This is a genomic window from Vitiosangium sp. GDMCC 1.1324 (assembly GCF_003044305.1).
In the GTDB taxonomy this organism is placed as follows: Bacteria; Myxococcota; Myxococcia; order Myxococcales; family Myxococcaceae; genus Archangium.
On record NZ_PZOX01000015.1, the window covers coordinates 119,934 to 142,325 of the forward strand.

Consider the following 22,392-nt stretch of genomic DNA (forward strand, 5'->3'; position numbering starts at 1 on the left):
ACTTGATCCCCCGAGGCGCTGACGCTTTGCTGCCCACCCCGAGGAGCGCCCAGGGAGATCTCCCCCCTTTTCCCCTGGGCACGACACGTCCCATGACAAACAGAAGCATCCTCCGGCATTCCGGCCCGCTCGTGCTGGCCGTGTGCCTGGCAGGCCATGTGGCCCTGGCTCAAGGCGCCTCCGTCATCCTCGGTACCGTGACCGATGCAGCCACCCACCAACCCGTGGCGGACGTGGTGGTGACGGCCACCTCGCCCAACCTCCAGGGTGAGCAGACGGTCGTGACCGATGCCTCGGGCCAGTACCGCATCCCCCAGCTCCCCCCAGGCCTCTACACGCTGCGCTTCGATCGCGAGTCCTACAAGCCCCTGTCTCGCGCCAACATCAACCTGCGCCTGGACTACTCGGTGCGCGTCAACGTGGAGCTGCTCCCCGAGACGCTCGTCGAGGAGATGAACGTGGTGGCCCAGACCCCCACCGTGGACATCGGCTCGGCTTCCACGGGGGTGAACGTCAGCACGGAATTCATGCGCAACATCGCCGTCGTGTCGCCCAGCGGCAAGGGCGCGGCGTCGCGCTCCTTCGAGGCCCTGGCGGAGCTGGCCCCCGGTGCCAGCGCCGACACCTACGGCGTCTCCGTCAACGGAGCCACCTCGCCCGAGAATCAGTACATCGTCGATGGTGTGTCGGTGAACGACCCGGGCTTCGGCATCAATGGCACCCCGCTGAGCGTGGAGTTCATTGGCGAGGTGAATGTCATCAGCGGCGGCTACCTGCCCGAGTACGGCCGCTCGACGGGTGGCGTCGTCAACGCGGTGACGAAGTCGGGCTCCAATGAGTTCCACGGCTCGGTGTTCGGCAACATCACCCCGGGCGCTTTCGCCGCCCCGGGCTCGGAGATCATCCAGCAGGCGGGCACGGTGTCGGGCCGGGCGGCGTTGTGGAACCTGGGAGACATTGGCTTCGAGCTGGGTGGCCCCATCCTCCGCGACAGGCTGTGGTTCTACGCGGGCGTGGCCCCCTCCTTCACCCGCTACCAGTTGGAGCGCAACCTCAACGCCCAGGTGCTGGATGCGAGCGGCAACCCCGTCGAGGACGAGCGGGGCTTCATCAAGACCCAGCGCATCGACGGCACGCAGGACCACTACTTCGCCGACCAGCGCAGTCTGCAGTACATCGCCAAGCTCACCTATCTGCTCAACCAGGACCACAACGTCAGTGTGTCGGTGACGGGCACGCCCTCTTCCTCGGGCGGTCCCGGCCACTTCTCCTTGAGCGAGCGCACGGGGCTCCCCGAGGTGGCTGTCATCAACGGACAGCCGGGCGCCCTGGCCACCCAGCGCATCTCGAGCGGCCTGGACGCCAGCCTCAAATGGTCCTCCTCCTTCCTGGACAAGCGCCTGCTCTTCAACGCCACCCTGGGTTGGCATCACCAGGACATGGCCGTGCGTGCCTCGGATGGCACCCAGGCAGGTACGCTCCAGGGGCTCTCGGGCATCTCCAACACCACCTGGCAGCGCACCGACTCGTCGCAGCACTCCATCACCGAGTTCGAGTCCCTGCCCGACCCCTCCGTATGTTTCGCCCCCGAGTCCGCGCAGGGCACGCGCTGTCCGGTGCTCGGGTACGCGACGGGTGGCCCGGGCCGCCTGGATGAGAGCAAGCTGGATCGCTACCAGGGCAAGTTCGTGGGCACCCTGTTGCTCCAGGGCGCCGGCCAGCACGTCATCAAGGCGGGCCTGGACCTGGAGCAGTTGCGCTATGACCACATCCGCGCCGTGACCGGCAAGTCCGTCCTCATCGAGTCGGATGACGGCAGCTACTTCTACGACTACCGCCAGTACGGCTACCTCGTGGGCCCGGATGAGGTGCAGATCCAGGCGTTCCAGCACCCGGTGTCCCTGTCCAACTCCATTGGCGGCTTCGTGCAGGACAGCTGGAGCTTGTTCGACATGGCCACCCTCAACGTGGGCGTGCGCTACGACACCCAGCAGCTCATTGGCGGTGGAAAGCTGGCCATGTCCCTGGCCAACCAGTGGTCGCCTCGCCTGGGGCTCATCGTGGACCCCACGCGCTCGGGCAAGGCCAAGTTCTACGCCAACTACGCCCGCTACTACGAGAGCGTCCCGTTGGACCTGGTGGACCGCTCCTTCCCGGGTGAGCCCGGTGTGCGCTCGAACAAGAGCTCCGAGCTGTGCGACCCGAGAGATCCGGCCCAGCAGCAGGGAATCTGCAACAGCGACGTCGCGCGGCTGCCCTCTCAGTCCCCGCTGGATGCCAATCGCCTGTGGGAGACCGTGGGCGCGGGCGCCACCATTGTGGATCCCTCCATCAAGCCCCAGTCCACCGACGAGTTCGTCGTGGGCGGCGAGTACGAGCTGCTGACCAACACCCGCGCGGGCCTGTCCTATACCCACCGCGCCGTCAACACGGTCATCGAGGACATGAGCCGCGATGACGGCGCCACGTATTTCATTGGCAACCCGGGGCAGGGCTTCGCCAAGGACTTCGTCAAGCCCGAGCGCACCTATGACGCGGTGACCGTCTTCTTCCAGAGGAACTTCGCCGACCAGTGGCTCGCCCAGGTCAGCTACACCGCCTCCTACCTGCGCGGCAATTACGAGGGTCTGTTCCGCAGCGACACCGGCCAGTTGGATCCCAACATCAACTCCGACTTCGACCTGGTGTCCCTGCTGCCCAACCGCTACGGGCCGCTGCCCGCCGACCGCACCCATCAGATCAAGGCGTTCGGCGCACGCGAGTTCATGCTGCGGCCCGACTTGAGCATCAACCTCGGCCTGTCCTACCGGGCCAGCTCGGGCACGCCGTACAGCTACCTCGGCGCGCATGAGGACTACGGCGCGGGACAGGCCTTCATCCTGCCGCGCGGCGAGGCGGGCCGGCTGCCCTGGACGCACCGCATCGACAGCCGCCTGGCGCTCAACTACCGCATGACCCAGCAGCTCACCGCGTCCTTCAGCGTGGATGTCTTCAACCTCTTCAACTTCCAGGCCCCCGTCGCCTACGACCAGAACTACACCTACTCGGCCGTGCTCCCCATCAAGGACGGCACCGCGGCGGATCTGCCCGGCAAGTTGGTGAGTCCGGACGGCCAGCCCATCGACGCGTCGGCCATCAACAAGAACTTCGGCAAGCCCATCGCCTACCAGTCGCCGCGCTCGCTGCGCTTCGGCGCCCGGTTGTCCTTCTAACCGCCCCGTCCCGGAAAGGTTTCTACATCCATGACTCGACGAATCCTCGGACTGGCGCTGGCCACCGTCTTCACGGCCTCCTGTGACTCCACCCAGCCGCCCATCGGTTGTCCCGTGCAGAGCCTGGAATGGGCCGCCGTCTACAAGCTCAAGGAGCCCACCTCCTGCCCCGTCAAGGCTGGTGAGCCCCTCGGCATCCAGAAGTTCTCCACCCCCTCGGGGGATGAGACGCTCACCATCTCTCCCCAGACGCTCGTGGACCTGAGCGCTCGTGACACCACCCACGTCGCTTACTCCCGGGGCACCCTGGCCAAGCAGTCCGACGCCGATGGGTTCTGCTCCGTCAGCGACCTGGCGCCCGCCGAGAAGCGCGTCCCCGACGACGCCACCGGGCCCGGCACGAACGTCCTCTACCGCTGGAGCAACGTGCGCATCCTGGCCACCGCACGCGCCCCGGGCACGCAGATGGTCGCGGACCTGGAGTACACGCAGGATGGTTGCACCGCGCACTACGAGGTCTGGGGCATGTGGCCCGGTGACATCTCGTGCGAGGGTGAATCGGGCAAGGCGGATGACAGCCTGTGTGCGAGCGCCGGTACCATCAACCCGGACTTCGCCGTCACCTGCGAGCCCACCCTGCTGCGCTGCGTTCCCGCCCAGCGGCCGCCGTCCCTGAAGTAGCTGTTCCCCCGGGCGGGGGCGCTCCCCTGCGCGCCCCCGCCTTTTCCCGCCGTGCCGTCCCCATGCGTCGGTTCTTCCTCAGCGCGAGAGACTTCTGCTCACGACACCCGCTCGCGGTGGGTGTCACCGGCACGTTCCTGCTCAGCCTCCTGATCCGCCTGCTGTACCTCCTGGGCGCTCCGGACCGGACCTGGCCGTTCTCCATCTTCTTCTATGGGGACACCCGCTTCTTCCACGCGTACGCCCTCGAGTGGGTGAAGGACAGGCCGGCGCGGGCCGCCCTCCCGTACCACCCGCCGCTGTTCCCCTGGTTCCTCGGGCTGCTGTACCAGCTCCTGGGCGAGCCCCGCGGCAGCGCCTTCCCGTACAAGCTGTGCCTCGCGGTGGTGAACTCGGCCACGGTGGCGTTCACGTGGGTGTGGTGGCGCCGGGTGCTCGGCACGGGGTGGAGTCTGCTCGCGGCCGGGCTCTTCGCGGCCAGCTTCGGCTGGCTGCTCCTCTCCACCACGTACAACAACGAGGTGCTCTACGCGCTCCTCCTCTCCGCCACCTGCTGGCAGGTGCTCCAGTCCCGCGCGGGGCTGGCGTGGGGGAGCGCGGTGCTCCTCGGCGTCCTCATGGGGCTGGGCTCGCTGACGCGGGCCGAGCACCTCTACCTCTGGCCCTTCCTCCTGGCCTATGTCGCCTTCGACAGGGACAGGCAGGTGCCGCCGGGGCCGCAGCTCGTCCGCTGGGCCGTCGCGGTGGCCGTCTCCCTGGCGGTGCTGGCCCCGTGGAGCGTGCGCAACGCTCGCGTGCTCCAGGAGCTCAACGCGCGCAACCCCACGCTTGAGCCGCTGCCGGAGCTCTCCCTCGTCACCGTCTATGGCCCCATCAACTTCGCCATGGCCAACAACGCCCGGGCGACGGGGGGCTTCACTCCGGACCTCGTCAATCAGCTCGGCGCGAACGGCAACCTGGATGTCGCCAACCCCGCCCAGCGTCACCTGCTGCTCCACGGCTATTCGGAGGGCCTCCAGTGGATGGGCGAGCACCCCGGCGACGCGGCCCGCCTGCTGCTCTCCAAGCTGGACCGGTGGCTGGACGGCTTGAGTCTGGGGCTCGGCGCCTCCGACTTTCCCTCGGGGCTGCGCGGCGCCCGCCCGCCCGTGGACGTCTTCATCCCCGAGAGCACCTGGCTCAAGTGGCCGCTCGCGCTGTTGCTGCTGTGCGGAGCGGCGCTCTCGCTCCGCGCGCCCTACCGCACCTTCAGCCTCTTCACCCTGGTGCTGCTGCACCGCCTCCTCATCACCCTGGCCTTCTTCGGCTACGCGCGAGGAATGCTGGCCCTCTTCCCCGTGCTCCTGCCGCTGCTGCTCCTGCCCGCCAAGGTCCTCACCGCCCGCCGCCCCCTCCTGGCCCGCAGGCTCCTGGCGCTCGCCACGGCGGCCCTGCTCCTCTTCTGGGTCGAGGCCGGCGTGCTGGCCCTGCGCGAGCCGAGGTCCTTCGGCGCCAGCGGCACCACGGATCGTATGGGCGGCAAGCTTATCCAGGACGACTGGATCCGGATCTGGCCTGAAAGTTGAATCCTGGTTGTAGGGTTTTCCGGCTCACACGCCGGGTCCTTGTTCAACCAATGATTCTAGCTTACACATTCTGCCTACCAATCAAGCTTTCGGCGGCTTTTCGCTTTTCAGCCCCGCACCCAGCGCCGCCAACCCCCGGGGATCGGATTCCGATCCCTTATCCCGCGGTCCCCCCGTCAGGAGAGCCGTATGCGCCATGTCGCGAAGTTGACCGCCTGTCTCGCACTGCTGTCGTCAGCAGCGAGCTGGGCGGTCGTTCCCCCGGAGTCCCGACCCAGCACCCTTGCAAGCAAGGCGTTCTTCAAGCCGGAGCTCTACATCCCCGTCACCAACGTTCCTCTGCAGGAGGCCCAGCCGCAGATGTCCGCGCTGAGCACCAGCGCGTGGGATGAGTTCTTCAAGCGCAACGGCAGGGACTTCAACGTCTACCTGGATCCGCGCACCGGCGCCGCCACCTCCATCCAGGGCGTCATCCCGATGATCCCGGGCGATGGCGTGGGCAACAATGTGTCGCTCAGCGGCCTGCGGCTGCAGCTCGGGCGCGCGGTCAGCGAGGTGGACGAGGCGGTCGTGGGCGACCTGATCGTCAAGTTCATCGCGGAGAACGCGGCGGCCATCGGCGTGGATCCGATGCACCTGGGGCAGCCCCGCGTGACGCATGTGGCGGACGCCCTGTGGATGGTCAACATCCCGCAGGAGATCGAGGGCGTTCCCGTGCGCCACGCGCACCTGGCGGCCGTCATCAACCACGGCAACCTCATCCTCCTGGGCACCGAGCTCTGGTCCCGTCCCGAGGTCTCCATCAAGCCCACCGTGGCGCCGCAGGATGCTCTGGCGCTGGCGGGCGACTACCTGGGACTGGCGACGTCGCCGGGCGAGCTGTGGATGCAGCCGACGCTGGAGATCGCTCCCCTGGCCGTGGCCGACACGCAGAAGGGCCAGACCTTCATCGGCACGTTCGGCGCTGGCTATGAGCACAAGCTCGTGTGGACCTACGGCTTCCAGGAGCCCGGCCAGAACGAGCACTGGAAGGTGACGGTGGACGCGCAGTCGGGTGAGGTGCTCGCCATCGAGGACGACAACCACTACCTGGACGCCTCCGTCACCGGTGGCATCTACCCGTCCACCAACACGGAGATCTGCCCCAACAACGAGACGTGCGGCAGCCTGCAGCCGAACTCGCCGATGCCGTGGGCGGACACGGGCTTCGCCTCGCCGAACAACTACACGGACGGCGCCGGCATCTACAACTACAACTCCGGTACGGTCACCACCGCGCTGAACGGCAAGTACGTGAAGATCAGCGACTCGTGCGGTGCCGTCAGCTTCAGCTCGGCCACCGGCAGCGCGAACCTGGGCGGCGTCAACGGCAACCACGACTGCACCACGGGCGGCGGCGGCGCCGGCAACACGTCCGCGGCGCGCTCCTCCTTCTATGAGCTCAACAAGCTGAAGGAGCAGGCCCGCGGCTGGCTGCCTTCCAACACCTGGCTCCAGGGCCAGCTCACCGCCAACGTCAACATCTCCAGCACCTGCAACGCCTTCTGGAACGGATCTACCGTCAACTTCTACCGGAGCGGCGGTGGCTGCCGGAACACGGGCGAGATCGGTGCGGTGTTCGATCACGAGTGGGGCCACGGCCTCGACAACTTCGACGCCAACGGCACGCTGAGCAACTCCAGCGAGGGCTACGCGGACATCGCGGCCATCTACCGCCTGCAGACCTCGTGCGTCGGCCACGGCTTCTTCTGGACGGGCGACAAGGGCTGCGGCGCGACGGCGGACGGCACCGGCTACAACGTCAACGAGGCCCAGACGGGCGCGGCCCACTGCGCCACCAACTGCTCGGGCGTGCGTGACTCGGACTGGGCGAAGCACTCGGACAACACGCCGGACACCCCGCAGAACCACGTCTGCCCGCGGTGCTCCGCCAGCACCGGCCCCTGCGGCCGTCAGGTGCACTGTGCCGCCGCTCCCGCGCGCCAGGCCGCGTGGGATCTCGTCGCGAGGGATCTGCGCGGCGCTCCGTACAACCTCGACTCCAACACCGCCTTCATCGTCGCCAACAAGATCTTCTACCAGGGCAGCGGCAACATCGGCACGTGGCACGCCTGTGACTGCACCGCGGGCACCTCCAACGGCTGCGGCGCCACCAACGGCTACATGTCCTGGCTGGCGGCGGATGACGATAACGGCAACCTGAACGACGGCACGCCGCACATGCAGGCCATCTACGCGGCCTTCAACCGCCACAACATCGCCTGCTCCACGCCGGCGCCGGTCGACAGCGGCTGCGCGGGCGGTCCGACCACGGCCCCCTCGGCCACCGCCACGGCGGGTGACGGCCAGGTGTCCCTGAACTGGACCACCACCAGCGGCGCCAGCCAGTACTGGGTGATGAAGACGGAGGGCTTCGCCGGCTGTGACTTCGGCAAGGCGAAGATCGCCACCGTCACCGGTACCAGCTACACGGACGGCGAGGTGGCCAACGGCCGGCAGTACTGCTACTCGATCGTCGGCGCTGGCTCGAACGCGGCCTGCTACAGCCAGGCCAGCAGCTGCGTCTGCACCACGCCGGTCTGCGCCTCGCCCACCACGCCGACGCTCGTCAGCCCCGCGGGTGGCGCCACGGGTGTGGAGCCCGGCGCGGTGCTCGACTGGAACGATGTGGCGGGCACCCTCTACGAGGTGCAGGTGGCCACGGATTCGGCCTTCACCAACGTGGTGGCGTCGGCCTCGGGTCTGACGTCCAGCACGTGGACCGTCTCCCCGCCCCTGTCCGTCAGCACCACGTACTACTGGCGGGTGCGCTCGGCCAACAGCTGCGGCGGCACCAGCGCCTGGTCCGCGGCCAACTCCTACACCACGCGCGGCTGCGTGACGCTCGCGGCGCCCACCCTGTCCAGCCCGGCCAACGGCGCCACCGGCGTCGCGTCCGCGGCGCCCCTGGACTGGAGCGACGTGACGAGCGCGACCGGCTACGAGGTGCAGGTGGCCACGGATTCGGCCTTCACCAACGTGGTGGCCTCGAATACGGCGGTGGCCTCCAGCGCGTGGACCGTCTCCCCGCCCCTGGGCATCAACAGCAGCTACTACTGGCGGGTGCGTGCGAAGGACTCCTGCGGCGTGAGCGCCTACACCAGCGCGTCCAGCTTCACCACGGCGAACGTCTGCTCGCTGCAGCTGGCCACCTACAACACCACGCTCAAGGTGCCGAGCTGCACCGCCGCGTGCGGTTGTGACACCGGCACCACCGCCATCAAGGGCCGTGGCACGATGACCAGCGGCAACGAGACCAACCGTCCCAACACCCTGGGTGGCACGTGCGCCGACGGCAACTCCGGCACCTACCAGACGGACGAGAGCATCGAGCAGATCAGCCTGAAGAGCGCGGATGAGGGCACCCTCACCGCGGGCAAGCAGGTGAAGGTCGATGTGAAGGTGCACTGCTACAGCTCGTCGGACAAGCTGGACCTGTACTACTCGACGAACCCCACGGCGGCCACGCCGACCTGGACCACGCTGGCCACAGGGCTGGCCTGCCCGAGCACGAGGGGCTTCTACACCTTCAGCCAGGTCTTCACGCTGAACGCCACGGCCACCGGCCAGCAGGCGATTCGCGGGAACTTCCGGTTCAGCACCACGGCGGGCACCTGCACCACCGGCGGCTACGATGACCGGGACGACCTGGTGTTCACGGTGTCGACGGCGATGTCGACGGGCGGGGGGCCGATCAAGGTGTTCCCGGTGCAGGCCCGCCGGTAGGGCCTCCGGGCTTCATCCACTCTCCGCCCTGATGTCGCTGGTCAGGGCGGAGAGCCACGCTGAAGCAGCTTCATGAGGGCTCCTGGGGATACCTGGGGGCCCTTTTCCTTTCAGATGCCGCCGGAGTGGCCGTGGCCCTCTGAGCACCGGTGCTCGCCAGGGGGGCTTGAGACCAGGCAGCCGCCGAGCGGAACGCACCATTCTGGGGGACGAGGGAGGGGCGTGCGCACTAGGGTGGCGGGGCGATGAGCGACACGAGCGGCAAGCCGGCACCCACGCTGGCCATCGAGGTGCGGGACCTCCACAAGTCCTTTGATGGCCAGCCGGCCCTGCGGGGCGTGGACCTCGTGGTGCCCGAGGGCACCACCTGCGTGCTGATGGGAGTGTCCGGCTCGGGCAAGTCGGTGCTGATGAAGCACATCATGGGCCTGATACGGCCGGACCGAGGCACGGTGCTCGTGGAGGGTCAGGAGGTGGCGCGGATGGACGAGTCCGAGCTGGACCAGATGCGCCGCAAGCAGGGCATCCTCTTCCAGGCCAATGCGCTCTTCGACTCCCTCAATGTCTTCGACAACGTGGCCTTCCCCCTGCGCGAGCGCACCCAGATGTCCGAGGTGGAGATCCGGGAGACCGTGAACAAGACGCTGGCCAAGGTGGGGCTGTCGCACGCGACCGAGCGCTTCCCGGGTGAGCTGTCCGGCGGCATGCAGAAGCGCGTGGGCTTCGCGCGTGCCACCATCCTCCAGCCGAAGATCCTCCTCTACGACGATCCCACGGCGGGTCTAGACCCGCTCACCACCGCCGCCGTCAACGAGATCATCGTCACCGGCAAGCAGCAGCTCGGGGCCACGTCGATCGTGATCACTCCGGATGTGGCGTCCGCCTTCGGCATGGCGGACAACCTCGCCCTCATGCACGAGGGCCGTATCGTCGAGTCAGGCCCGCCGGCCGCGTTCCGCGAGTCTCAGCACCCCGCGGTGAAGGCCTTCCTCCGCAACTGGTTGGCGCGCCGCTCGCAGAACCGCCCGCCCCAGGGGTGACGAAACGCCAAGCCTCGGATGCGGTAGAATGGCAGTCATCGCTCTGGGGGGTCTATGCGCCATGCCGTCCAGGTTCTCTCGTTGCTCGCGCTGTTCGCCGCCGCTGCGTCGTGCGCTTCGACGGTACCGCTCGATCCCTCGCAGCCCGAGTCTCCGGTGACGACGGTGCAGGTGTGGAACCAGAACCCCGTCGACATGACGCTCTACGTGACGAATGGGATTCATCGCATTCGTCTGGGCCTGGTGCCCGGTCCGGGCACCCGCACCTTCGTTCTTCCCCCACACCTGCTCCTCTCGACCAACTGGCTCGGCTTCCAGGCCGATCCCATCGGCGCCGATGGGCTGTCAGTCAGCGAGAAGATCCAGGTGCACCCCGGAGACCGGGTCGGGCTCACCCTCGGGCGCTGAATCGCGCTCGGAGCCCATTCCTCTCAGATCTTCTGCCGCTGGAGCCTCGCCACCAGCCGCCGTAGATCCTCGTTCGCCCTCACGTACTCCGTGCGGCTCTTCTCCTCGGTGAGCTGCTTCTCCAGCGTGGGCAGTGCGCTCCGGACCTGGGCCGCCGCGTCCTTCGTGTCCTCCACCAGCCACTCCGCGGCGAGGATGAGCGCCATCCTCGTGTCCGGATCCTTCGCCGTCATCCGCGCCAGCAGCGCCCCCAGGTGCGCCGAGGATCTGCCGCGCCCCACCTCCAGCGCCGCTCGCTCCACCACGCCCTTGTCCGCGTCCTCCAGCTTCTTCGCCCAACAGCCCGTGTCCGCTTCGCACGCCTTCGCCGCCTCGAGCCGCTTGCCGTGCCGGGCGAGCTCCTCCGCGTGCTTCTTCCCCAGCGCCGCCGGGTCATCGCATCCCTCGCCTCCCGACTCCGTGCACTCGGCCGCCGTCTTCGCCGGCTCCGCCGCCGCCAGCTTCTCCAGCAACGGCAACTCCCTCGCGTCTCCCAGCATGGTCAGCGCGTCGATGGCCGCCTCTCGTGCATTCCAGTCCCCCTGGCCCGCGGCCCTCTCCAGCGCCGGGAGTGCCTCGCGCCCACCCAGCCGCGCCAGCGCGTGCGCGTATTCCCGCCGCAACCCCGAATCCGGTTCGGACACCAGCGCCACCAGTGGCTTCACCGCCGCCGCCGAACGCATCCGCGCCAGTGCGTCCGCCGCCCGCGCCCTCACTCCCGCCTGGATGCTGGGGTCCTCGTGCCTGAACGTGAGCTGTTGCACCAGCGCCGCCTCCGCCCGGTGCTCCCTCAGGTCTCCCAGGATCTCCGCCGCCTTGAAGGAATAGCTCGCGGGGTTGATGCCATTGTGTTGCACCCAGCGCGACAGCTCGGGGTCCTTGCCTTGCAGCACCGCGAGCAGCGCGTCCGCCGCCGGCTGGCCCATCTGGAAGAGGGAGAACGAGCTCTCCACATAGAAGGAGATGCCCCGGCGCTCCTTCGTCAGCATCCGCATCAGCACGGGCACCGCCCGCGCGTCCCCGATGCGCCCCAGCGCCTCGATGGCCTTCTTGTTCAGGAAGGGCTCCGTCCCCTCATCCGTGGCCATCTGCATGAGCGGCTCCACCGCTTCCCGCACGTGCATCCGCCCCAGGGCATCCACCGCCTCGATGCGTGTGTAGGTGTCCCGGGCCTTCAGCAGCTTCAGCAGCATGGGCGCTGCCTTCGGGTCTCCAATCTCTCCCAATGCGGACGCCAGTTCCTTGTTGAGCAGGTTGGTGGCCGAGTCCGCCGCTCCCAAATCCACCGCCTTCCCCAGCGGCTCCACCGAGGCCGGGTTCTTCACGTCCCCGAGGGCCCGTGCCACCGCCGCCTTCACGTCGGGTTTCTCGTCCGACTCGAGCTGCTCGTGCAGGAAGGGCAGGAAGCTCTCGTTGAGCTTCCCCGAGCTGCGCAGCGTTTCAATCACCCGCACCTGATCCTGGGAGCGCCGGGCCTTGCCCAGGACTTTTTTCCAGTAGTCCGGGGATGCCGGGTCCACCTTGCACCCGGAGAGAAGAAACACGAGCACCAGGCTCATTGTGGCAAGAAGGCGAGACATGTGGCCCCCCGTGAAACTGCGGGTTGAACGCGCGTTTCGTCGTAAACCCGTCCTGTCGGAAGGAGCAAACCGACCCGGGAGATTGGAGTACGCTGCTCAACGCCATGTCCGCCGATACTCAACCTTCCACGCCCTCTCATGTCGTGCGCCGGAAATATCTGCTCGATACCGGGTTTCAGCTCCGGTACATGCTCCGGCTCGCAGCGCTCGGTGGCGGCGGGGTGATGCTCGTGGGCGTGCTGGCGTACCGGGCGCACCGGGCCGCCGTGGAAGGCGGTGCCTCTCCCGAGGCCCTGGCTGTTGGTGGCGAGACAATGCTCTGGCTCACCGGGCTGGGGGCGCTGCTCTTCGCGGGGCTGATGGCCCTCTTCGGGCTCGTGCTCACCCACCGCGTGGCGGGCCCCGTGCATGTGATGAGCCTCTACATCGCGACGCTCGCCGCCGGCCGCTATCCGCGCATGCGCCCCCTGCGCAAGAAGGATGAGCTGCGCGGCTTCTTCGACCGCTTCAGCGAGGCGGTGGATCGCATCCGCGAGCGCGAGACCGAGGAGGTCCGGTTGCTCTCCGAGGTCATCGAGACCCTTCAGCCCCTGGCGACCACCCAGGAGACCCAGGCCGCGCTCAGCATCCTCGGCTCCCTCCGCGCCCGTAAACGTCAAGCCATCGAAGGACCCACCTCGGGCGCGCTGAAGTCGGTTGCCTGAGGCGTCCAGGTACAGGAGAAGACACCCCTCTATGACTCGCCCCCGCATCGTCTTCATGGGCACGCCCGAATTCGCCGTGCCCTCCCTGGCCGCCCTCTTCGACATCGGAGACGTGGTGGCCGTCGTCACCCAGCCCGACAAGCCCAAGGGCCGGGGCCAGGCGCTCGCCATCTCTCCCGTGAAGGCCTACGCGCTCGAGCGCGGCGTGCCCGTGCTCCAGCCCCAGAAGCTGCGCACGCCTCCCTTCTCCGAGGAGCTGCGCAAGTTGAACCCGGATGTCGCCGTGGTGACGGCCTACGGGAAGATTCTCCCCAAGGATGTGCTGGAGACGCCCGTGAAGGGGTGCCTCAACGTGCATGCCTCGCTGCTGCCGCGCTTCCGCGGCGCCGCCCCCATCCAGTGGGCCATCGCCCATGGCGACACGGAGACGGGCGTGACGTTGATGGTGATGGACGAGGGCCTGGACACCGGCCCGATGCTCGCCGAGAAGCGCCTGCCCATCGCCCCGGACGAGACGAGTGCCACGCTGCACGACAAGCTCTCCACGCTGGGCGGAGCACTGCTGCGCGAGTGCCTCCCCGCGTACCTGCGCGGCGAGCTGAAGGCGGTGCCGCAGCCCTCGGAGGGCATGGTGCTCGCCCCCATCATCGAGAAGGAAGAGGGGAAGCTCGACTTCAAGCGGCCAGCGGTGGAGCTGGAGCGGCGCCTGCGCGCCTTCACTCCGTGGCCGGGGGCTTTCACCACGCTGGAAGGCAAGCTGCTGAAGGTGCACCGGACGAAGGTGGGGCAGGGGCGCGGCGAGCCGGGGACGGTGCTCTCCGCGAGTCCGCAGGGGCTGGAGGTGGCGTGCGGCGAGGGCTCCCTGGTGTTGCTGGAGGTGCAGCCCGAGGGCAAGCGGGTGATGGCGGTGGGCGAGTTCCTCGCGGGCCACAAGCTGGCGCCGGGCAGCCGGCCATTCGAGACGTAGGAGAGGACACGCGACATGGGCAAGAGGCTGTTGGTACTGCATGGGCCGAACCTGAACCTGCTCGGCGAGCGGGAGGGCAGGCAGGGAGGACGGCTCGCGGACCTCGATGCCGCCCTGATGGCCCGGGCCACGGAGCTGGGGCTGGAGCTGAAGGTGGTGCAGTCCAACCACGAGGGCGTCCTCATCGACACGCTCCATGCCGAGCGCTCCCGGTTGGACGGCGTGGTGGTGAGCCCCGCGGGGTTGTTCGGTTCCTACTCGTTGATGGAGGCGCTGGAGGCCGTGGGCGTGCCCGCCATCGAGGTGTACCTGGAGGCGCTCGGTGACCGCGAGTCCGTGGTGGCCGAGGCCTGCGCCGCCACCATTGAGGGCCAGGGCTTCGACTCGTACCTCGAGGCGCTCGAGCGCTTCGCGAGCGGAGACCTCACCGGGGAACTGACGGGCGAGGACGAGGAGTCGGAGGAGGGCGAAGAGGAGGCGGAACTCGAGGAGGACGAGGCGGAGGAGGGCGAGGAGGAGGAGGGCGAGGAGGAGGAGGGCGAGGAGGAGGAGGGCGGGGAGGTGGCGGCGGCAGGCGAGGACGATGATGTGGTGGATGCCACCTGGGCGGGCGAGAAGGACGAAGTGGGCGGGGAGCCGGCGGGGCCGGAGAAGACGCTGGGCCGTCGGAAGCAGGCCGTGAGCCGGGAGAAGTCCCTGGCCTTGAGCCCGTCGAGGGCCCTGGCTCGTGCCTCCGATGCGCCGCCGAAGGCGCTGGTTCGCTCGCCGGGCGGAGCCACCAAGACGCTGGGCCGCAAGGTGGAGGCGCCCGCTGCTTCCGCCTCGCCCTCGAAGACACTGGGCCGCAAGGCGAAGGGCACCCCCGCGGCGGACTTCCTCACCCGGGCGCTGGTGCGGCAGAAGATCGCCGATCGGCTGGCGGGCAGGCTGACGCCCGCGGAGCTCGCCACCTGGGCGCGCTCGAAGTGGACGGACGTGCAGCGCGGGGCTCCGGCGGAGAGTGGTTATCGGGACATGCTGGAGGACTCCCTGCAGCGTCTCACCCTCTCCACCATGCCCGCGAGCAAGCTGTCGGACTCGGAGCTCGTGGACATGATGACCCGGTTGGAAGGGTGAGAGGGGACAGATGAACGCACGCGCCATCGCCATCCAGGTCCTGGGACGTGTCCGGGCCACGGATGCGTACCTCAACGTCGTACTCGATACGGTGCTCTCGGAGTCGCCACCGGCCGACCCTCGGGACGCCGGGCTCATCACCGAGCTGGCCTACGGTGCCACCCGCCGCCAGCTCGCGCTGGACTACGCCATCTCCCGTTTCGCCGATCGCAAGCTGGACGCGCTCGAGGACAAGGTCCTGGCCGCGTTGCGCGTAGGAGCCTACCAGATCTTCTACACGCGGGTTCCCGCACGCGCCGCCGTGGCCGAGACGGTGCAGGCGCTCAAGGACGTGGGGCTGGCGCGTGCGGCGGGCTTCGTCAACGCCATCCTCCGCAAGCTGTCCTCGCTGCCCTCGCAGCCGCTGCCCCCGGAGAGCGACCCCATTGAATTCCTGTCGGTGCGCGAGAGCCACCCGCGGTGGTTGGTGGAGCGCTGGATGCGCCAGTTCGGCCGCGAGCGTGCCGAGGCGATGCTCGTCGCCAACAACCAGACGCCGGCGGTGGTCATCCGCGCCAACAGCGCGAAGGTGACGCGCGACGCGCTGCTGGAGCAGCTCCGCGAGACGGGGCTGGAGGCGCGGCCCACGGCGGTGTCTCCGGTGGGCATCGTGTTGCCGCCGGTGGGGCGGGTGGAGGACGTGTACGGCTACGCCGAGGGCCTGTGGCAGGTGCAGGACGAGGCGGCGCAGCTGGTGGGCGTGTACGGCGACATCCCGGAGACGGCGCGCGTGCTGGATGCGTGCGCGGCGCCGGGCGGCAAGGCGTGCCACCAAGCCGAGAAGCACGAGGTGGTGGCCACGGACCTCCACGCGAACAAGCTGCGGAAGATCGAGTCCGAGGCGAAGCGGCTGGGCCTCTCCGCGCGGTTGAAGGCCGAGGCGCATGATGCCTCGCAGCCGTACCCGGAGGAGTGGGGCGAGTTCCACGCGTTCCTGGTGGATGCGCCGTGCTCGGGATTGGGGACGCTGCGGCGGCACCCGGAGCTGCGCTACCGGCGCAAGCCGGAGGACATCGGGCGGCTGGCGGTGTTGCAGCGGCGCATCCTGGAGAACTGCCAGGAGTCGGTGCCGCCTGGCGGCCTGCTCGTCTACGCGGTGTGCACGCCGGAGCCGCAGGAGGGGCAGGATCAGGTGGAGATGTTCCTGCGCAGCCACCCCGAGTGGACGGCGGAGCCACCGGTGCTGCACGATGCGGTGAAGCTCCCGCTCACCCAGGCGTACCTGCGCACGCTGCCGGGTCCCGAGGGCTGGGACGGCTTCTTCGCCGCTCGCCTGCGCAAGCTGTACTGAGGACTCTTCATGGAAAGCCTTCCCGCCGCGGTGCCCTGGCCGCCCCTCCAGACGCTGATGCGCCTCACCCTCGCGTTGGCGGTGGGGCTCTTCGTGGGCCTGGAGCGCGAGTGGCGCGGCAAGGAGGCCGGTCTGCGGACGTTCGGCTTCGCCTCCCTGCTCGGGGGGCTGGGCGGGCTGCTGGGGACGCCCTACGCCATCCTGGGGATCGCGCTGCTCGGCGTGCTCATCGCCTTCCTCAACTGGCAGTCCCTCCAGGCGCAGAAGGGCGCGGAGCTGACCACCTCGGCGGCGCTGCTCGTCACCGGGTTCACCGGTGTGCTCTGCGGACTGGGACACACCGTCACTCCCGCGGCCGTCGCGGTCACCAGCGCGGGGCTGCTCGCCTGGAAGGAGCGGCTGGCGGGCTTCAGCCACAAGATCACCGCCGAGGAGCTGCGCTCGGCCATCCTCCTGGCCATTCTCGCCTTCGCCATCTACCCGGTGCTGCCCGCCCAGCCCGTGGACCCCTGGGGCCTCATCGAGCCGCGTGCGGCCTGGGTGACGGTCATCCTCATCGCGGCCATCGGCTTCGTGAACTACCTGCTGTGGAAGGTGTTCGGCGCGCACGGCGTGGAGGTGACGGGCTTCCTGGGAGGGCTCGTCAACAGCACCGTCACGGTGACGGAGCTGGCCAACCGGGTGCGGGAGATGACCGGGCAGCTCCTGGACGTGGTGTACCGGGGCGTCATGCTCGCCACCGCGGCCATGGCGCTGCGCAACGCGGTGCTGCTGGGCCTGCTGTCGCTCGGGGCCCTGGTGGACTCGGCGCTGCCGCTCGCCCTCATCCTGCTGTCCAGCACGGGGCTTGCCCTGGTGCGCTTCAAGGTCGACGCCCCCGCCGAGGGCGAGGCGCCCGCCCTTCCCCTCAAGTCGCCCTTCTCGCTGCCCTCCGCGCTGAAGTTCGGCTTCATCTTCCTGGTGCTTCAGGTGGTGGGCACCGTGGGGCAGAACCTGCTCGGGCGAATGGGCTTCTACGCCGTCAGCGCCGTGGGCGGGCTCGTGTCGAGCGCCTCGGCGGTGGCCTCCGCCGCGTCGTTGTGCGCGCACGGGAAGATCTCCCCCGCCGTCGCCGGGACGGGGGCCATCATCGCCACGCTGGCCAGCGCGGTCGTCAACATCGTCCTCGTGGCGCGCGTGTCCGAGCAGCGGTCGCTCTCGCTGCGGCTGGGACGCGCGCTGGGTCTGGTGGTCGTCCTGGGGCTCGTGGGCGCTTTCGTGCAGTCCCAGCTTCTCGAGCTCATCCACTGGAGGCCTTGACCCTGGGGGTCAATGGATGATGCCCAGGTGTGTCTCCGAGCACCGGTGACACGCCTCGTGGTGCGTGTGGAAGTGCAGGGACTCGAAGGTCCCCCGGCAGAAGCGGCAGACGTACGAGGGATAGGCGTTCATCAGGTACGACACCCGCTCCACGTGATTCAGGAGGCTCACGGCCCGCTCCAGGCCGGCCGGGAGGCTCGTCCAGGGAATCCACGCGTAGACGCTCCTGCACCAGTCCAGGTCATGCGAGGTCACCCAGGCCTGATGGGCGTACACCGCCGTGATGAGCTGTTCATCCGCGTCCAGCCCTGACGAATAGATGCCGGGCTCATAGGGCGTCAGCCCCCGCCAGCGCCACAGCGGATCCAGCCTGTCGTGCTCCGCCCCTTCCTTTTGTCGTGGCCTGATGTCCACATGGCTCAGGAGCTCGGCCTTCCATTTGAGGGTGGAAGGGGCCAGGGGCGTGTTCGTGCACAGCTTCGCCACTTCCAGGACCTGCTCGACGAACTCTTCCGCCGCGCTCCAGGTGCGATGCAGCGGGAGCATCCAGCGGATGCCCGTGAGCTCCAGCTGACCCTCGACCCGGTTGAACACCGCGTCGCCCAGCTCCGAGCGGAATACCACGCCGTTCTCCACCTCGTGCTTCGTGGAGGAAGGCAGGGCTCCGGCGAACAGTTCGACGAGGTCCTCGAAGTCCGCCCTGGGTTTCGCGGCGGGCGGCGGCTCCGGAGGGGCGGGCTCGGGCGGCGTGGCCTCGATGGAAGCGGGCTGCTCGCGTTGATAGTTCTCCGGCGGTGGGGGCCTCGGGTCCGGCAGGGACTTCAGCACCGGCACCAGGGCGCGCATGGCCTCGGTGAGGCTGCGGAACCGCTCCTCTGGAGCCGCGGCGGTGGCCTGCTCCACCCACGACTCCCAGCGCCCCGTCCACGCTCCATCGCGCCGCGTGGCCAGCATGTCCCTCACGATGAGCCCGAAGGAGAAGACATCGGCGGAGGGGAGCACGGGACCCGAGTCACCCAGCTCGGGCGCCACGTATGCCTCACCCACCGGGGGCGGCTTCAGCCAGGCGTGGGCGTGGTCGCGCCGGAAGACCTCCAGCCCCAGGTCGAGGATGGACAGCCGTACCCCTTTCGGTCCGGGTGCGACGAGCAGCCGCGAGGGCCGCAGCCGGCCGTGGGCGACACCGGCCTCCTGGGCCAGGGTGAGTGCCCGCGCCAGCTGCTCCGCGAGGGAGTGAAGGTAGGGAATTTCAAGCCCTACCTCATGGAGTCCTCCCAGCATCGACGGCAGGGACTCTCCATTCCACCAGGGGCGCACGCACCAGAGCGCCTCGCAGGCCGGGTCGTACCCCACGTCCACCACGGGCTGGAAGGCGGGGTATTTCGTCCGCTCGCCCGCGCGCAGGAGCTGCTCGAAGCGCTCCAGCTCGGTGGGAATCGGCGCTCGCAGTGTGCGCCACAGGGTGATCCGCCGGGCGCCAGCCTCTTCCACGGGCACCACCTGGAACTCCGAGCCGGGTGCGTCGCCGAAGGCCGGACGGACGATGCGCCACCTGCCTCCGAAGATGTCACCTGGGGTCAATGCGCTCATGGTCTCGAGTGTAGACCGGATGACCCCCGGGGCCGGCAGGGGGGCCCCCCGGGTGAAGTCCATCCTCCAACACCACCCCACCCAACACCACCCCACCTCAGGTGCGACTTGAGGCTCCACGGTACGGGGCTCAATACTCCCCGCCGAGATGGAGAAGGGCTCTCGGGAGGAGTTGGAGCAGCGGTTGGCCCTGTGCGGGCCCGAGGACACCGTGCGCGGCTACTTCTTCAACGGCGTGCTGGAGGCGGTGCGAGACCTGGAGGACCCGGCGGTACTGAACCGCTGCATCGAAGCGGCCGGTGGTGACCGGTTCATGACCTTCTTCAGCTACCCCGTCGGCTCGCTGAACCGGCTGCTCTACACGGCGGCCTGGGCGCTGAGCGAGCGGCTCGAAGGCTTCGACGTGGCGATGCGGTACCTGGGACAGAAGGTCGCGCCGACCTACCTGGAGTCCCGTGCGGGGCGCGTGCTGGTGTTGTTGGCCGGAGGGGTGCCGAAGCTGATGCTCAACGGCTTTCCCTCGGCCTACCGGACTTCGGTGCGGCATGGCGAGTGCTCGGTGCGTTGGAGCGGTTCGCACAACGGCATCGTGTCCATCCAGGGCAGCACCCTGCCCGCCGAGTTCTTCGAGGGCGCGGTGCGAGGCATCTTCGAGAACACGCGGGTGGCGGACGTGAAGACCACCGGGAGACAGTTGAGCCTGCGCGACGCGGAGATCGACGTCTCCTGGTAGGCGGGGTGTGCTCTGCTGGCCGCTCGAGGGTCCACCAGGGGGGCGTGCGGGGCCGGGCAGAAGGGGCGCGCGGGCGGTGTTCGGAGCGCGTTCGCGAGGAGGCACATGCGCCGAGTGGTCGAGCTGACGGAGATGGGTCGTGACATGGGTCCCCGGGTGCTCCTGCTCCCCGGGTTGGGAGCCCGGGGTTCGGGCTTCCGGGCGCTCGCCGAGCGGCTGTCTGGGGTGGCCCGTCCCATCCTCGTCGAATATCCGGAGGGCACTCACGCGGCTTGTGGCGCGGGGGCGCTCGCCCGCGAGGTGTTCCGGGCGGCGGGTCCCACGGACGCGGTGGTGGCCAGCTCCTTCGGAGGCATGGTGGCCGCGCACCTGGCCGCGGCGGGGGTCGTGCGGGGCGTGGCCTTCCTCGGCTCCTTCACCCGGCCCGAGCACCTGGGGCTGCGCGGCCACCTCATCGCGATGATGGGGCCCATCGCCGTCCTCGGGCGTCCCGGCCCGTTCACGGCGGCCCTGGCCTCGTGGAAGCCCATCCCCCTCGCGCGGGTCCCCGAGGTGGTGCCCACCACGACGCTGGAGCGGATGACCACGCTCCATCGCGCCTTCGCCATCCGCCGCGAGCCACCTCCGCCGGACCTGCGCGCGCTGCCCGTCTCGTGCGTGTGCCTCCAGGGTGACCGGGACGTGCTGGTGCCAGCCTCGTCCATGGCGCGGCTCGCGGCCTCGCTGCCTCCGGGGACGCCCCAGCACCTGCTGCGCGGCGTGGGCCACGTCCCGTATTTCACCCACCCGGACGAGTGCGCGCGGTTGTTGCTGCCCTGGTTGGCGGCGTTGGCGCCGGCCAGCGGCGTCGAGACCGCCGCCTGATGAAAGCACCACGGCCCCGTGCCACCCGGAAGGGGCGGTACGGGGCCGGGACGTGAACGCTACCGCGGAGGGCCTTACGCCTCGTCAGCCGTGGCTTCGGCGAGCTTGAAGGCCTCGAGTACCGCGGCGGAGGCGCGGTCCAGGTACTTGCCCTTGCGGATGAGCAGACCGATGGGACGCGACACCGGACCCTCGGCGAAGGGCTTGGACACCAGCGTGCCCTGCGTCACCTCGGAATACACCGTGGACGAGGGAAGGATGGCCACGCCGATGCCCATCTCCACCGCGCGCTTGATGGTCTCGACGTTGTCGATCTCCATCACCGGGTTGAGGTCCAGGTTCTTCTCGCGGAAGAGCCGGTCCAGCGCCTTGCGCGTGGGCGCCTCGCGGTCGAAGGCGATGAAGGGCACTCCCGAGAGCGCCGTCAGGCTCACCTTCGCCTTGGTGGCGAACGGATGGGTGGGCGAGCAGACCACCGCGAGCTTGTCGTCGCGGAACGGGTGGATGTCCACACCGGCGCGCGGCTGCGGGTACGCCACGATTCCAATCTCCGCCGCCCCCAGGATGACGTCGTCGTACACCTGATCATTGCGCCGGTAGTTCAGGCGCATGTTCACCTTGGGGTGCGTCTTGAGCAGCTGCTTCTGCACGCTGCGCAGCTCGTGCAGGCCCACCGAGTAGATGGTGGACACCGTCGTGGTGCCCGCCACCTCCGTGGACTGCTCGCGGATCTCGTTCTCCACCTCCGCGAAGCGCGCGAGGATCTCCTTGCACCCGCGGAACAGGCGCTCGCCCGCCGGAGTCGGAGTCACCTGGCGTGCGCTGCGCGACAGGAGCTTCTGCTCATAGCGGTTCTCCAGCGCGCGAATCTGCTGGCTCACCGCCGACTGCGTCACATGGTTGAGCTGCGCGGCCCTCGAGAAGGAGCCCGTCTCCACCACGTCACAAAACATCTTCAAGGATTCAAGCTGCATAAGAGGGCGCCTCTCCTAACCGAAGCCTTATGTCGAGGCTAGAGCTAATTAGCCGGTCTACGTCCCACCGGCAAAACCACTTACCGGGCTCGCTCGGTCAGTCACTTGACGGAGAAGGGGAAGGTAGGAGTAGGGGCGAGCCCTCAGCGAGGCGCTGTGCTCTTGAAATGCGCTTTCAGGAGGCCGGGCGCGCCTTCGAGCGCATCAGCACCACCACGGCCGCCGAGAGCGACATCAGAGCGGCTCCCGACACGAGCTGGACGCGAGCCATGTCCGTGGCGGCGTCCCTGGTGAAGGTGCACTCCATCTCGGAGAGCTCCGAGCAGTCGGGCGGGGACAGGCGCGTCTTGATGCCCGCTCCCAGCAGGAAGAGGCCTCCGAGCAGCATGCCACCGCACAGTCCCAGCAGAGCCGCCCGGGTCACTCCCCCCGAGCCGCCCTGTCGCTTGGCGTCCGTTCCTTCGGGTTGCATGGGACGAGACGCTACCGCCGCGTGGGCTCGCGCGCCATATCCCGCGTATGCTC

The 22,392-nt window shown here is 68.9% G+C and carries 17 protein-coding genes; 13 read left to right on the forward strand and 4 right to left on the reverse strand.

Going from position 1 to position 22,392, the window contains the following annotated elements:
• Positions 1–92: 92 nt before the first annotated feature.
• From DAT35_RS35780 to DAT35_RS35805, 6 genes are all read left to right on the forward strand, one after another.
• A complete protein-coding gene (locus DAT35_RS35780) occupies positions 93–3,212 on the forward strand; it encodes a TonB-dependent receptor (protein WP_108073748.1) in 3,120 nt (1,039 codons plus the stop codon).
• A 30-nt stretch (positions 3,213–3,242) separates the two neighbouring features.
• A complete protein-coding gene (locus tag DAT35_RS35785; protein ID WP_108073749.1) occupies positions 3,243–3,893 on the forward strand; it encodes a hypothetical protein in 651 nt (216 codons plus the stop codon).
• 62 nt (positions 3,894–3,955) lie between these two features.
• On the forward strand, positions 3,956–5,458 hold the full coding sequence (locus DAT35_RS35790) for a glycosyltransferase family 39 protein (RefSeq protein WP_108073750.1): 1,503 nt from the start codon (positions 3,956–3,958) through the stop codon (positions 5,456–5,458).
• A gap of 189 nt (positions 5,459–5,647) precedes the next feature.
• The gene (locus tag DAT35_RS35795) at positions 5,648–9,223 is read left to right on the forward strand and encodes an endopeptidase (RefSeq protein ID WP_108073751.1); all 3,576 of its coding nucleotides are present in this window, start codon (positions 5,648–5,650) and stop codon (positions 9,221–9,223) included.
• Positions 9,224–9,468: 245 nt separating this feature from the next.
• Positions 9,469–10,263 (forward strand): ABC transporter ATP-binding protein, encoded by a 795-nt coding sequence (locus tag DAT35_RS35800; protein ID WP_108073752.1) that lies wholly within the window; start codon positions 9,469–9,471, stop codon positions 10,261–10,263.
• A gap of 54 nt (positions 10,264–10,317) precedes the next feature.
• The gene (locus DAT35_RS35805; RefSeq protein WP_108073753.1) at positions 10,318–10,671 is read left to right on the forward strand and encodes a hypothetical protein; all 354 of its coding nucleotides are present in this window, start codon (positions 10,318–10,320) and stop codon (positions 10,669–10,671) included.
• A 23-nt stretch (positions 10,672–10,694) separates the two neighbouring features.
• On the opposite strand, the gene DAT35_RS35810 is transcribed toward DAT35_RS35805, so the two are convergent.
• Complete coding sequence (locus DAT35_RS35810) at positions 10,695–12,290, reverse strand: HEAT repeat domain-containing protein (RefSeq protein WP_108073754.1); 1,596 nt, start codon at positions 12,288–12,290, stop codon at positions 10,695–10,697.
• A gap of 104 nt (positions 12,291–12,394) precedes the next feature.
• Here DAT35_RS35810 and DAT35_RS35815 point away from each other — a divergent pair, with 104 nt between their 5' ends.
• From DAT35_RS35815 to DAT35_RS35835, 5 genes are read left to right on the forward strand one after another with little or no spacing between them, the layout of a single operon-like run.
• On the forward strand, positions 12,395–12,994 hold the full coding sequence (locus DAT35_RS35815) for a signal protein (RefSeq protein WP_108073755.1): 600 nt from the start codon (positions 12,395–12,397) through the stop codon (positions 12,992–12,994).
• A 31-nt stretch (positions 12,995–13,025) separates the two neighbouring features.
• Positions 13,026–13,961, forward strand: a complete 936-nt coding sequence (fmt, locus tag DAT35_RS35820; protein WP_108073756.1) for a methionyl-tRNA formyltransferase — start codon at positions 13,026–13,028, stop codon at positions 13,959–13,961.
• A 15-nt stretch (positions 13,962–13,976) separates the two neighbouring features.
• Positions 13,977–15,077, forward strand: a complete 1,101-nt coding sequence (locus tag DAT35_RS35825; RefSeq protein ID WP_108073757.1) for a type II 3-dehydroquinate dehydratase — start codon at positions 13,977–13,979, stop codon at positions 15,075–15,077.
• A gap of 10 nt (positions 15,078–15,087) precedes the next feature.
• A complete protein-coding gene (rsmB, locus tag DAT35_RS35830) occupies positions 15,088–16,407 on the forward strand; it encodes a 16S rRNA (cytosine(967)-C(5))-methyltransferase RsmB (RefSeq protein WP_108073758.1) in 1,320 nt (439 codons plus the stop codon).
• A 9-nt stretch (positions 16,408–16,416) separates the two neighbouring features.
• On the forward strand, positions 16,417–17,706 hold the full coding sequence (locus tag DAT35_RS35835) for an MgtC/SapB family protein (RefSeq protein WP_108073759.1): 1,290 nt from the start codon (positions 16,417–16,419) through the stop codon (positions 17,704–17,706).
• 9 nt (positions 17,707–17,715) lie between these two features.
• Here DAT35_RS35835 and DAT35_RS35840 read toward each other — a convergent pair whose 3' ends face one another.
• Positions 17,716–19,296 carry a hypothetical protein gene (locus DAT35_RS35840; protein WP_146210037.1) on the reverse strand — a complete coding sequence of 527 codons (1,581 nt, stop codon included), beginning with the start codon at positions 19,294–19,296 and terminating at the stop codon, positions 17,716–17,718.
• Between the two features lie 148 nt (positions 19,297–19,444).
• On the opposite strand from DAT35_RS35840, the gene DAT35_RS35845 reads away from it, so the two are divergent.
• On the forward strand, positions 19,445–20,029 hold the full coding sequence (locus DAT35_RS35845; RefSeq protein WP_108073761.1) for a DUF2378 family protein: 585 nt from the start codon (positions 19,445–19,447) through the stop codon (positions 20,027–20,029).
• Between the two features lie 105 nt (positions 20,030–20,134).
• On the forward strand, positions 20,135–20,893 hold the full coding sequence (locus DAT35_RS35850) for an alpha/beta fold hydrolase (RefSeq protein WP_108073762.1): 759 nt from the start codon (positions 20,135–20,137) through the stop codon (positions 20,891–20,893).
• 74 nt (positions 20,894–20,967) lie between these two features.
• On the opposite strand, the gene DAT35_RS35855 is transcribed toward DAT35_RS35850, so the two are convergent.
• Positions 20,968–21,867 carry a LysR family transcriptional regulator gene (locus DAT35_RS35855; protein WP_108073763.1) on the reverse strand — a complete coding sequence of 300 codons (900 nt, stop codon included), beginning with the start codon at positions 21,865–21,867 and terminating at the stop codon, positions 20,968–20,970.
• A 175-nt stretch (positions 21,868–22,042) separates the two neighbouring features.
• Complete coding sequence (locus DAT35_RS35860; RefSeq protein WP_233261923.1) at positions 22,043–22,339, reverse strand: hypothetical protein; 297 nt, start codon at positions 22,337–22,339, stop codon at positions 22,043–22,045.
• Positions 22,340–22,392: the final 53 nt, after the last annotated feature.

Coding starts and splice junctions, on each gene's coding strand:
- DAT35_RS35780 (WP_108073748.1), top strand. CDS start 93: ATGACAAACAGAAGCATCCTCCGGCATTCCGGCCCGCTCGTGCTGGCC.
- DAT35_RS35785 (WP_108073749.1), top strand. CDS start 3,243: ATGACTCGACGAATCCTCGGACTGGCGCTGGCCACCGTCTTCACGGCC.
- DAT35_RS35790 (WP_108073750.1), top strand. CDS start 3,956: ATGCGTCGGTTCTTCCTCAGCGCGAGAGACTTCTGCTCACGACACCCG.
- DAT35_RS35795 (WP_108073751.1), top strand. CDS start 5,648: ATGCGCCATGTCGCGAAGTTGACCGCCTGTCTCGCACTGCTGTCGTCA.
- DAT35_RS35800 (WP_108073752.1), top strand. CDS start 9,469: ATGAGCGACACGAGCGGCAAGCCGGCACCCACGCTGGCCATCGAGGTG.
- DAT35_RS35805 (WP_108073753.1), top strand. CDS start 10,318: ATGCGCCATGCCGTCCAGGTTCTCTCGTTGCTCGCGCTGTTCGCCGCC.
- DAT35_RS35810 (WP_108073754.1), bottom strand. CDS start 12,290: ATGTCTCGCCTTCTTGCCACAATGAGCCTGGTGCTCGTGTTTCTTCTC.
- DAT35_RS35815 (WP_108073755.1), top strand. CDS start 12,395: ATGTCCGCCGATACTCAACCTTCCACGCCCTCTCATGTCGTGCGCCGG.
- fmt (WP_108073756.1), top strand. CDS start 13,026: ATGACTCGCCCCCGCATCGTCTTCATGGGCACGCCCGAATTCGCCGTG.
- DAT35_RS35825 (WP_108073757.1), top strand. CDS start 13,977: ATGGGCAAGAGGCTGTTGGTACTGCATGGGCCGAACCTGAACCTGCTC.
- rsmB (WP_108073758.1), top strand. CDS start 15,088: ATGAACGCACGCGCCATCGCCATCCAGGTCCTGGGACGTGTCCGGGCC.
- DAT35_RS35835 (WP_108073759.1), top strand. CDS start 16,417: ATGGAAAGCCTTCCCGCCGCGGTGCCCTGGCCGCCCCTCCAGACGCTG.
- DAT35_RS35840 (WP_146210037.1), bottom strand. CDS start 19,296: ATGAGCGCATTGACCCCAGGTGACATCTTCGGAGGCAGGTGGCGCATC.
- DAT35_RS35845 (WP_108073761.1), top strand. CDS start 19,445: ATGGAGAAGGGCTCTCGGGAGGAGTTGGAGCAGCGGTTGGCCCTGTGC.
- DAT35_RS35850 (WP_108073762.1), top strand. CDS start 20,135: ATGCGCCGAGTGGTCGAGCTGACGGAGATGGGTCGTGACATGGGTCCC.
- DAT35_RS35855 (WP_108073763.1), bottom strand. CDS start 21,867: ATGCAGCTTGAATCCTTGAAGATGTTTTGTGACGTGGTGGAGACGGGC.
- DAT35_RS35860 (WP_233261923.1), bottom strand. CDS start 22,339: ATGCAACCCGAAGGAACGGACGCCAAGCGACAGGGCGGCTCGGGGGGA.